Here is a 10,839-nt window from a genome sequence, read left to right on the forward strand (position 1 = left end):
GCTGCACCGCAGCGAAAATCGCCGCAGAATCGCCCCCGGTTCAACGATCTCGAAATGCCGGCACTGCAATCGCTGAAATTTGACGAAGAAGCCGTTCATCACGTCGTGCTGTCGTCATTGAGATCGGGTATGTTTATCGCTATCTCCGGTTGCGGAGCTGGGGATTGCAGCCGTGTCGACCATTTCGAAACAGATCATTGCCGCCGCTGCCCTGACAGCGGCTGCCATGGCACTCGCCTCGCCGGCGAGCGCCGCGGGATTCTGGGAGACGTTGTTCGGCGTCCCGCAACGGCCAACCTATGCGCCCGTGCCCGACAATCCCCTGCACATGACAGTCCGGCCCAAGCGCAAGAAGGCAACGGCGAAGCTCGATGGCGCCACCAAGGACGTCAAGGACGGGCCGAAGACGCCGCTCGTCAAGCCGATGGAATATGCCAACGACCCGTTCTGGTATCTCAGGGACGAGACGCTGAAGAAGGGCGATATCGTCGTCCTGAAGGATCGCGTCGTGGTCTTCGACGGCGGCGCTCGCGCCTATGCCAACTTCGCCAGCTTCCAGACCAGCAGGCTGCTCTCGGCCAAGGCCAAGAGCCAGCTCAAATACCTGGTCTCGACCCCGCGAGACAACCACACCGTCTGGGAGCCGGTCCAGTCGATCTCGGATCGCAACACCAGCGCATCGGCCGAGCTCTCCGAGCGCACGCGCTGAGCCTCGGAGCCAGGCCAGCGCCTTCGACGAGCACTTATACCGAGCCGCTTTCCGGCTTGTCCGAGAGGACGCGGTCTTAGCTTCCAGCACAATCGGTTGGCCGCATCGCCGGATCACCCCCTCACCCGAACGCCCCGATCTCGTGCTGGATCGCGCCTGAGACCTCACGCAGCAGCGCAAAGCACTCCCGCATCGGCTCGACCACGTCGCGATGGAAGGTCGCATAGGCGCCGCCCTCGCGCGGGCCGGCAGGCTCGCCGAAATCGAGCCCGAGCGCCGGATCGGGATTGAGCGGGAAGATCTCGCCGAGCAGCGCGAGCGCGCCGGTCATGTCGAGCCGCAGGATGCGCTCGAGCAGGAGTTCGCGCGTCACCCCGGCATGCGGTCGGAAGTCCGGGATATGCGTCGCCGACAGCCAGATCCGGTGCAGCAACGAAAGGCGCAGCGTATGCAGCGCCACCAGCCGGACCGGCATCGCCGGCGGCTCACCCGCCGCTTCCTTCAGCTTCAGCCGATCGGAGGCGAAGCGCCAGAATAGCCTTCGCAGCGAAGGCGCAAGATCGAGTCGCGCCAGCGTCTCGGCCACCGCGAGCAACTCGTCGCGGCGCCCCTCCTTCTCGGTGCGCCGGGCCCGGTCGAACCAGGAGCCGGCATCGAGCGTGTCGAGATAGGCGCGCAGCACGTCGAGATCGCTGTTCGCCATGGCATGGGCCGCAAGCCGGTAGGCCCGGCCGAAGCGCTCGGAACTCTCGCGCATGCTGGCGAACAGATCCGGCGCCCGCGCCGCCGCCTGGCCGATACCGTGCACGCTGTTCGCCAGCCAGCCGAGCTGTTGCAGGATCGCGTTGTTGGGAATGGCGCGCAGCTCACGGGGATGGCGGATCACCGTCGGCCCGCCGGCATCGCTCTGCCGCGCCGCCGGGCGCGAGCCGGTCTTGTCGAGCAGCGAGGGGCCGAAGGTACCGATCAGCGCCGCATAGCCGGGATCGTCGACGAGATGCGTCATCTCCTCGCGCACGGTCTGGAAGAACTCAGTGGCGAAATCCGGCTCGGCATAGATCGGATCGTCTGCGCCGGCAGCCGCGTCAGCGAAGACGGCTTCGGCGATGCGCGCCACCGTCGCGCCCGCTAGCCCCCTGGTGCCGAACAGCAGATAGCCGTCGCTGCCCTGGAAGCTGGTCTCGCGCGTCACCTTGACGCCGGCCTTGGCGAAGGCGCGCCGCGGCCATTCCGGATCGAGATAGGCGAGCCGGTCGCTGAGGCTGTCGGGATGGGCGCCGCGCCCGGCCGACTCGCCATGCGTGTCGAAGATCACCAGCTCGATATCGGTGAGCCCGTAGCGCTGCAGCAGGTCGAGGATGCGGCTGCGCAGGCGCTCGACCCAGAAGGTCGCCGCGACCTGGCCGATATAGCGGCCGGAATCGGAATAGCCGAACTGGACGCAGAGCCGGCCATGGCGCTTGAGATAGTCGCGCCAATGCGGGCTGCGCAACGCCTCGTCGATGATGCGCGGCCCCTGCTCCAGCGCATCCGACGTCTCGAACAGCGGCGAGATCTCGACGAGATCGGCGATACCGAAGCGCCTGGCGAGATAGAGCGCCGACAAGAGCGTATAGCCCGTCTCGGTCTCAGCGATCAGGAAGCGCACCGGCCGCGAGCCGTCGACATGCTTCACGATCTGCGCGACCATCATCATCATTCGCGCCGCCGAGGCGCGCTCGACTGCAAGCGCCCCGAAATCGACCGGCGTCGGCTTCACCCTGGCGAGCGCCTGGTTCACTGCCGCGAGGAAGGCGCGCCGCTGCGCCGGCTGGGCCGGTTCCTCATCGAGCGAGATCACACCGCGCATGGCATTGTGGAGCTGCGAGGCGTTGAGCCGGAAATGCGGCAGCGCGATCGAGACGCCGTGGGCGATGACGCCCGCCCGTGCCAGGATCAGAGCTTCCGCCGTCGCCTCGTCCTCGGCCAGCACGATCGCCTTGTCGAGCGCCGCCAGCAGCTTCGAAGCATCCGGCATCGCCGCCTTGCGCTCGCCGACCAGCGCCAGCGAGAACGCCTGCAGCGGCTCGATTGCGGGCTGGCTGTTGAGCGCCGGACAGAGCGCGAGCTGCCGCTCGACGGCGGCATGTGCGGCCTCGACCAGCGCCTTCACCTCAGCGGTCGCCGGCGCCCCTGGCAGCTTCTCCAGCAGCCGGAAGAACTGGCCGCGCTTCGATTCCAGCCGGTAGCGCAGCGTGTCCCACCAGCCGATATCGGTGCGCCCGTCGGTGTCGCAGCCGACCCAGGACGCGAGTTGCAGGGCGCGCGGCCTGAGCTCGCGCCAGCGCTGCGGCCAGCGCGCCCGCGCCTCGGCCAGGAAGGCGGCATTCAGCCGGTCGATCGCGTCGCGGGCATGGCGCACCGCAAAGCGCGCCTGCTCGAACTCGTCCTGCAGGGTGATCGCCGCATCCGGCCGGAAGGAGAGATCGGTCGCCATCAGCGCCGCCGCCTCGCCCTCGTTCGAGGCGAGCTCCGCCAGCGCATGCGCCACCACCCGGCTCATCCCGAAGGTCGGATGCGCCGTGAAGACAGCGGCGAAGCGCACCCGCGCCAGCGCCGCGCCATAGGCCTCGAAGGGCTGCGCCGAAGCGCTCGCCTCGTCCGCGACACGCCGAGCCAGCGCGGCATAGGCTTCGCTCTCGTCGCGCTCCAGCCCGACATAGGCGGCGACGCGCGCGGCCCGATCAGCGAGCGCGGCGCGGCCGAGCTGGCGGATCAATGCGGCAGTGTCGGCAAGCGTCACCTCGCCGCGATCCATCTTCCGGGTCAGCCAGAGCGTGACACGCAGGACCGGATTGCCGAACGGGTCCTCGCGCGCATCCGAGCGCGCCTGCACGATCGCCGCCGACAAGTCGCCCGCCAGCGCCGATGGCGACAATCCCTCCGCACCCGCCACGCCGCTCTCCGCTTTTCAATCGTTTGATGAGCGGGAGCAGGTGAGCAGGAATCCGATTTTGCTGCAACTGCGAAATGAAATGCGGCTTCGCAGCAAGAGTGTGTCGCGCCGATTGTAGGCGCTCGCCCTCGCGTCGGCAGCGCGATTGCGGACGTGACGCCCGCGTCGCGCGCCGCATCCCGCCCTTACAATCACCGTTTCCATAGCCATATCGGGATGGACCCGGAGGAAGCCATGGATACGACCGTGCGGCGTAATCTCTCCGGCAACTGGGGTGTCTCCGACCTGCTCGAACGCTCGATCTGCTCGATCATTCGCGACCCGCATGGCAGTTGCTGGATCGTTCTCTCGCAGGAGCAGGTGGCGCGCCTGAGCGACATCCGGAAAGGGCCATTCCTGTCGGTGGATGCTGCCATGACGGCCATCGAGAAAAATCTCAACGGACCATGCCGTCACCGTACGGCAACTGTTCCGACAAACTATTTCCCATAGAATCTCGGCAGGCACGAAATAGCAGGCCCCGTCTGTACAACTTCATTTGGCCACATTGCTTCGATAGAAGCAGCAAGCAGGCGAAGACTGACCAGCGGCTCCCTTGATCGGAACCGGCAGCGAGCCTCCTACCCTACCCATCGAGAACAGATCGCTGCCCATGGCAGCCGCATCGCCGCACGCATGTGCTCGGCGATTTCACCACAAGACCGTGCGGCCTTTGCCGAGCGGCACAAGGACTAAATGCAAGAATCAACACGACTGAAGTCCCCCGAGACCGGGCGTATCGCCGATGCGATCGCCAATATGCTTCCGCCGAAATCCGCGCCCGCAAAATCCGCGCCCGACTGGAAGCCGCAGCCCTGCGGCCTCTCCCGCGAGGAACTGCGTCGGATCGTCAGGAAGATGCTGGGATGAGGAGGCTGGACATGACCACACGCCAACCCGGATCCGCGGACTACGACATCCACTTCGCCTCTTCGGGCCCACGCACCAACGCCGCGCCGGCGCGGCGGGGCTCATCCGCACAGGCCAGTTACGAGCGTTACCTCGCCCTGGCCAAGGCCAAGGCCCTCGCCGGCGACCGGATCGAGGCCGAGCGCTATTACCAATATGCCGAGCACTATCACCGCCTGATCAAGGGCACGGCGGCCTGACGCCCCGTCTCACCTGTCCGGCGCACAAAAGCCGTCACGCGACATAGCATCTGGCCAGGGCGATCTCGGCGCGCAGCGTTTGCGCCAGCTCGGCCCGTCCAAGACGCTCCATTTCGCCAGCCGCATGCTCGCGCTCGTCGATTTCCGCCATTAGCGCCGCCCGCACCTCGGAGCGGCCCAGGAGAAGCCGCTCGACCTCGGCCGAACCGCTGCGGAAATCATGCTGGGCCATCGCCCCCTGCCCGGCGGTCGCGGGCAGTGCCTCGGCATTGTCGATCGCGGCGATGAGTGCCCGGATCAGCTTCGCATCGCCAGCGCGCCCGCTCTTCATCGCGATGCGCAGATCGGCGCGCAGCCGGGTCTTCATCTCCGCGCCCGCGTCCATTTGCGGGACGATCCCTTCTGTCGTCATGATCCTTATTGATCCCTAAAATTCCTTGTATTAGGTTTTTATGGGAACAATAGGGAATATTCAATGTCGGATGGACTCGTCACGGTCGAGCAGGCGGCCGCGGAGCTGAACCTCCACCCCAAGACCGTGCTCCGCTACATCCGCGAGGGGCGGCTGCCAGCGACGCGGGTCGGAAAATCCTATCGGATCGCCCGCTCCCGGCTGGATGCCTTCGCCGGCCTCGCCAGCGGCCGGCCCGAGCCAGGCACCGCCGCCCGGGCGACCTGCATCCTCGATATCCCCGACATCGCCGTCGAGCGGGCGGAGCGCATCGCGACCTTCCTGCAAGCCGTGGCGCTGACCGGCGATGCCGACACTCCGCCCTTGCACCTCAGCACGGCGTTCGATCCCCAGGCCAGGAGCCTCAAGGTCGTGCTGATCGGCGATCCGGCCGATGTCGGACGGCTCCTCGAGATGCTGCAGATGCAGATCGGGAACCGGCCATGAGCGATCCCGTCTACGCGAGCGCCGAGACTGCCAACGCGGTGGAGGCGCATTACCGGCGCGTGCTCGCGAAGTGGCCGGTACCGAGCACGCAGTGGCATCTGCCGACGCGCCAGGGCCCGACCTTCGTCGTCGCCTGCGGGCCGGAAGACGCGCCGCCCGTCGTACTGTTCCACGGCTCGCAGGCCAATTCGGCGGCCTGGCTGCTCGATGTCGCGCTCTGGTCGACCAGGTTCCGGCTCTACGCGATCGACATGATCGGCGAGCCCGGCCTCAGCGCGCGAGTCCGGCCGGCGCTCGCCGGAGATGCCCACGCCCTCTGGCTCGACGACGTCTTCGCCGGCCTCGGGCTGTCGCAGGCTGCGCTTGTCGGCATGTCGCTGGGCGGCTGGCTGGCGCTCGATTATGCCAGCAGGCGGCCCGGCTTCGCCCGGGCGCTCGCCTTGATCGGCCCGGCCGGTATCGGCCGGCAGAAGAACTTCCTGCTGAAGGCTCTGCCGCTCCTGCTGCTCGGCGGCTGGGGCAGACGCAAGGCGCGGGAACTGGTGCTGGGTCCCTTCCCGAAAGTGCTGCCGGACGCCGTGCGGCCGCTCGCCGAGCTTATGGAGGATATCGGCCGGGCCGTGCGCCCGCGGATCGTCAGCATCCCCCGGCTGACGGATGCCGAGCTTGCCGGCCTTGGCGTACCGATCCTGGCGGTCCTGGGCGGGCGGGACGTCCTGCTCGACTCGGCGGATACGCGGGCAAGGCTGCAACGCAACGCGCCGCAGGCCGAAATCTGCTTCCTCGCGGACGGCTACCATTTCCTTCCGGACCAGACGGCCCGGGTGATGACGTTCCTGGAACGGAACGCCGTCCTGGCAGCGGGCTGACACCGGTCAGGCCGCCCTCCTCTGACAGGGCCCCTGCCTTTCCCGTCATGGTCGGGCTTGTCCCGACCATCCACGTCCTCCTGCGGCCAGGGCGGTGTTGAAGACGTGGATGCTCGCCACAAGAGCGAGCATGACGGTCGAGCGGACGGGGACAAATCCCCAATCAATCCCCGCCCCCGAAACCTGGCTTATGCTTCTCCCCGTCCCGCCCGAACCGAGGGGGCTTCGCGAGGCATCATGAGGCCGGGCGGGAGAGCGGTGTTTCGTGGCGAAAGGACCGTTGCGGGTCCAAAGTAGCTGCGGAGGGTTGTCGTCNCCCCGAAACCTGGCTTATGCTTCTCCCCGTCCCGCCCGAACCGAGGGGGCTTCGCGAGGCATCATGAGGCCGGGCGGGAGAGCGGTGTTTCGTGGCGAAAGGGCCTTGCGAGCCCGAACGAGCCCTGGCTCCGCAGAAGTGCGACCCACTTTTGCGATCCGGTCCGGCTCATTCCACCGCGAAGGGGTTTTCGTCGATGGGAGAGGCCCTCCCAGTCCTGCCGGACGCAACACACGGCGAGAGCTCGTAAGAAAACCGCGCGCGGGGCTCGGGCAGTGGCCAGTGACGCTGCTTCGACATTCGACATCGACATTCGGCACGCAGCCGTCGACTGCGACGCCGCCCGACCCCGCGCCTCCCTCGGATGGCGTTTCCCTCACACCCTCGCGGCGAAAGCTGGCGAGAGGCTCGCGCATGGACGTTCGTCTCGCAGCCTTCTTCATTCAAGCGCGAGTCGTCCCGGGCGACCGGAGGGAGACCCGGGACCCATTCCGGAACCTCTATCGGAAAGGCTCCGGAATGGATCCCGGATCGGCGCGGCTTCGCCGCTTGTCCGGGATGACTCGCGCTTTGATTGCAACGCAGCACGCGATAGCCTGCCCCCCCGCCCACGAGCGCCCATGAGACGCCCGCCCACGCCCTATCTCAGGCGCATCTGGCTCGACCGCGCGGCGGTGCCGGACCCGGAGGCCTATCCCTGGTGCCTGCCCTTCCTGCGCGAGGCGTTCGAGCTCTCCTTCGACAGGCCGATCACCATCATCGTCGGCGAGAACGGCACCGGGAAATCGACGCTGCTCGAAGGCATCGCCGTGCTCGCCGGCTATGACGAGGCCGGCGGCGGCAAGGGCTATCGCCCGGTTGATCATGCTCAGGCGGTCGAGGCGATGGGCGGCGCCCTCGCCCGCTCGCTCAAGGCGAGCTGGCTGCCCAAAGTCACCGATGGCTGGTTCTTCCGGGCCGAAAGCTTCTTCTCGGTGGCGCGCTATCTCGACAAGGCCGCGCTGGATGTCGGCCAGCGCGGCCCCGATTTCCTCTCCCATTCGCATGGCGAGGGTTTTTTGCGCTTCTTCGAGGAGCGCTGCCAGCGCCCCGTCATCTTCGACGAGCCGGAATCGGCGCTGTCGCCGGCCCACCAGATCGAGTTCCTCAAGCTGCTTGGTCGCATGGACCGGCTCGGCCAGTGCCAGGTGATCATGGCGACCCGAATGATCCTGGAACTTGCCGATCCTGATGGCCTATCCCGGCGCCCGCCTGCTCGGCCTGACCAAATACGGGCTCGATCCCGTGACGATCGAGCAGACCCAGCATTTCCGCCTGATCCGCGAGTTCTGCATGGACCCGGCGGCGTTCGTGGAGACGATGATGGAAGAGTGAGCGACGATCTCATTTGGGCGAATCGATGACAAACCGGCCCGAGCTACTGCTTTCACCCATTGTGATCGTTCGCGTCACCGCTATCACTACAGGAAAGCGGCTATGGATTCAGCGGAGATTGTCGGCAATACAATGTGACCGGTCGTCAGGACTAATCTAAGCAGCACCTCTTGTACTTCTTCCCACTACCACAAGGGCACGGTTCATTGCGTCCGACTTTCCTGCGAAGTGCCCCTTGCGATAGCATTTTAATTGGAACCATTGGCTTTTTTGGCCATGCAGCGAGTGCCTTCTCCAGGTTCGCGTCGGCTTTCCACTTTTCTTCGATAGTCAGAGCGCCTCTGATGTCCCCAGTCCCAGGGGCAAGTAGCAGCCCATACCAAACATTCGACTTTGTATCGTACTTCCTAATTCGACAGTGGGTCGACAAACGCTCCCGAGCGACCTCCTCCGGGAGCGAACTGACATGAATGGTAAAACCTGACTTATCTGCATCCGATGGAACGGACATGTCGTGTTGCTGGCCGTCGTCGGCTGCGGAACGCACCAATCGATCGATGCCCCTATTGATATGCTTGGCGGTATCGGATTCGAGCTGAAGGAACAGCATTCCAAGCCCGACAAGCTCGGGGATTGCGCGGGCCTCGAATTCGGAAATCAATCCGCCAATGGGCGTTCCATCGAAGCGAGTTAGAATGCCTTTGGGCGTTCGTTCCCCAGGAACTCCCAGCCTACGTGCGGACATCGCGATGTCGAGGGAACTGGTGAAATCATCACCCAAATTCACCATGTCATATCGATCTTCCAGCCACAGGTTGTGCTTCAGATGATAACCAAGGGTTGTAAGTTCTTGACTTACTAGGAGCTGCTTGTCGAATTTAGCCCGTAGCGCCAAATAGTTCAATAAATGCAAGGGCTTATCAAGAATTTCAGTTAGAACATCCAAAAAAAAACACGTCAGTAATTACAGGAGGTTGAACATTCTTTGTGGATTTGATTTTTAAGAACTGCCGAGCCTGTGCAGCTAAGGCAGGAAAATGGTCCGATACACTACACACTGGGAAAATTTTCGTAGGCCTATTAGGAATGCTAATTTCATCGCCAGACGGTAATACGAACCGATACGAATCGTCTAGGAGTGCCTCTGCACACAGCAAGGCTTGATCATAAGCATCGTGAATCGCCTTCTTAAAATCATCCTTTAACTGAAGATCGTTCCCCTTACGCGCCTCGATGGTCAAGCGTTTTGACTTGGCTTGCACTACAAGCGCTCGGTCACCATACAGAATCAAGACATCCGCTTCAGTAACGCGATCCTTTCCCTTGTAAATGTCCACATTCTGAAATACATGCCGTGAATCAAACACACGCGTGAGGCGGTCTGACAAGAATTTTTCAGCAAAGGCGCCACGGTTTTTGGATGCTGTTGCAGCGTAGGACTTATCTCCAACCATCCAGAAGAACGGTGCTTCATATAGCGCTTCGAGCAAACTGTAATGCTGCAACAGAATATATGAGCCATCGACGGCTTTGATGATCGGAGCGGCATTTGTTTCGTTGAAAGCGCTCAGGCTGGAAAACGAGGCATTCGCTTTTTTCGAATCAACAGTGAACGCCATGAGAATGCGTTCTATCTTTTCAAAAGAGAGCCCTGTCGGTCCTTCTAGCTCGCGAGCGCTAAAAACAAATCCGGGAAAAAAAGTCCACTGATCAGGATGAGAATTCAGCATCATCTCGCGAAGTTGCGAGATCTTTTGCATCTGCAACTCGCTAAGTTTGCGAGTGACTATGCAAGCATCATCAATTGTGAATCCAAAATGGAACCTGAGCCAATCACTATCTGCAGCGTACTTTAAGAGCGCCAGTTCCTCATACTGGAAATTGTAGGCCGACTCTCCACCGTAGAAAATAGGCTCCCTTAAACCCTCAGCGGTGTTAAACGGGTCAGCGCGATTTGATTTTCTTGGGTTTCGAGCCATCTCTGCAAACGCAGCCATCCAGGGCTTCTGGAGGCTCATATGCATTTCATGAAGCAGAGCTTCTGACCGATCTAGATAATTTTGAAGGACGCCAGGCTCAGGAATGCTAGTGTCTATATCTCCTTTTGCCAAAAGGCCTACCAGGGTCGAGATTTCGGATCTGATCAGCTTTTCATGGGAATATTGATGCTCGACATCTTTCTCAGTGATTTTTTCGCCAGAAAATCGAATAATGTTATCGCGCCAACAAAAATAAGCGACAGCATGAATGTACCCTGGAGAACAGCAAAGATTTTGTAATTCATCAAATATCTCGGACTCGTTGCGGGCCTCTTTGGGGCTTATGTCTTTTTTGCGCATGGAGCGACTGCCATCGATTCATTCACATGTGAGAACCGATTGCAGTCTAGCTGATCCTTCTCAGTTTGGGTCAAGCATCCGCCTCGAATGGCTAGGTAGCGTCGGGTGATTTCGAATATGCCAATCCAGAAGCGATAAGGCAGGAAACCACACACATCAGCCATCCCATTCGGCACAACACCGTATCCACCAGCAGGCGAAGACACCCCCGGGGCAGGAATGCTAAACCCGCCCAGTGACCCCGCCTCTCC

At 62.8% G+C, this 10,839-nt stretch carries 9 protein-coding genes and 1 pseudogene; 6 read left to right on the top strand and 4 right to left on the bottom strand.

The window, feature by feature from the left end; all coding sequences use genetic code 11:
- Positions 1–172: 172 nt before the first annotated feature.
- Positions 173–709, top strand: a complete 537-nt coding sequence (locus GV161_RS28710; RefSeq protein ID WP_152013616.1) for a hypothetical protein — start codon at positions 173–175, stop codon at positions 707–709.
- Between the two features lie 121 nt (positions 710–830).
- On the opposite strand, the gene GV161_RS28715 is transcribed toward GV161_RS28710, so the two are convergent.
- The gene (locus GV161_RS28715; RefSeq protein ID WP_152013782.1) at positions 831–3,506 is read right to left on the bottom strand and encodes a phosphoenolpyruvate carboxylase; all 2,676 of its coding nucleotides are present in this window, start codon (positions 3,504–3,506) and stop codon (positions 831–833) included.
- Between the two features lie 372 nt (positions 3,507–3,878).
- Here GV161_RS28715 and GV161_RS28720 point away from each other — a divergent pair, with 372 nt between their 5' ends.
- A complete protein-coding gene (locus tag GV161_RS28720) occupies positions 3,879–4,136 on the top strand; it encodes a hypothetical protein (RefSeq protein ID WP_152013615.1) in 258 nt (85 codons plus the stop codon).
- 428 nt (positions 4,137–4,564) lie between these two features.
- Positions 4,565–4,792 (top strand): DUF4167 domain-containing protein, encoded by a 228-nt coding sequence (locus GV161_RS28725; RefSeq protein ID WP_159650498.1) that lies wholly within the window; start codon positions 4,565–4,567, stop codon positions 4,790–4,792.
- Positions 4,793–4,826: 34 nt separating this feature from the next.
- Here the strand turns inward: GV161_RS28725 and GV161_RS28730 are convergent, their stop codons facing one another.
- Positions 4,827–5,204 carry a hypothetical protein gene (locus GV161_RS28730; protein ID WP_152013613.1) on the bottom strand — a complete coding sequence of 126 codons (378 nt, stop codon included), beginning with the start codon at positions 5,202–5,204 and terminating at the stop codon, positions 4,827–4,829.
- A gap of 63 nt (positions 5,205–5,267) precedes the next feature.
- Between GV161_RS28730 and GV161_RS28735 the strand changes: the two genes are divergently transcribed.
- The 3 genes and pseudogenes from GV161_RS28735 to GV161_RS28745 all read left to right on the top strand — a co-directional run bounded on the left by GV161_RS28735 (position 5,268) and on the right by GV161_RS28745 (position 8,249).
- Entirely contained in the window at positions 5,268–5,690 is a 423-nt protein-coding gene (locus GV161_RS28735) for a helix-turn-helix domain-containing protein (RefSeq protein WP_152013612.1), read from the top strand.
- Entirely contained in the window at positions 5,687–6,559 is an 873-nt protein-coding gene (locus GV161_RS28740) for an alpha/beta hydrolase (protein ID WP_152013611.1), read from the top strand. The genes GV161_RS28735 and GV161_RS28740 overlap by 4 nt, the downstream gene beginning before the upstream one ends.
- Positions 6,560–7,495: 936 nt before the next feature.
- Positions 7,496–8,249 (top strand): annotated as a pseudogene (locus GV161_RS28745) (AAA family ATPase).
- Positions 8,250–8,400: 151 nt separating this feature from the next.
- Here the strand turns inward: GV161_RS28745 and GV161_RS31290 are convergent.
- Together GV161_RS31290 and GV161_RS28755 are read right to left on the bottom strand one after the other, a co-directional pair.
- Positions 8,401–9,195 (bottom strand): SEC-C metal-binding domain-containing protein, encoded by a 795-nt coding sequence (locus GV161_RS31290; RefSeq protein WP_152012683.1) that lies wholly within the window; start codon positions 9,193–9,195, stop codon positions 8,401–8,403.
- Positions 9,179–10,588, bottom strand: coding sequence for a nuclease-related domain-containing protein (locus GV161_RS28755; RefSeq protein WP_152012684.1), 1,410 nt, complete (start codon positions 10,586–10,588; stop codon positions 9,179–9,181). The genes GV161_RS31290 and GV161_RS28755 overlap by 17 nt, the downstream gene beginning before the upstream one ends.
- Positions 10,589–10,839: the final 251 nt, after the last annotated feature.

The sequence above is a fragment of the Bosea sp. 29B genome (assembly GCF_902506165.1).
In the GTDB taxonomy this organism is placed as follows: Bacteria; Pseudomonadota; Alphaproteobacteria; order Rhizobiales; family Beijerinckiaceae; genus Allobosea.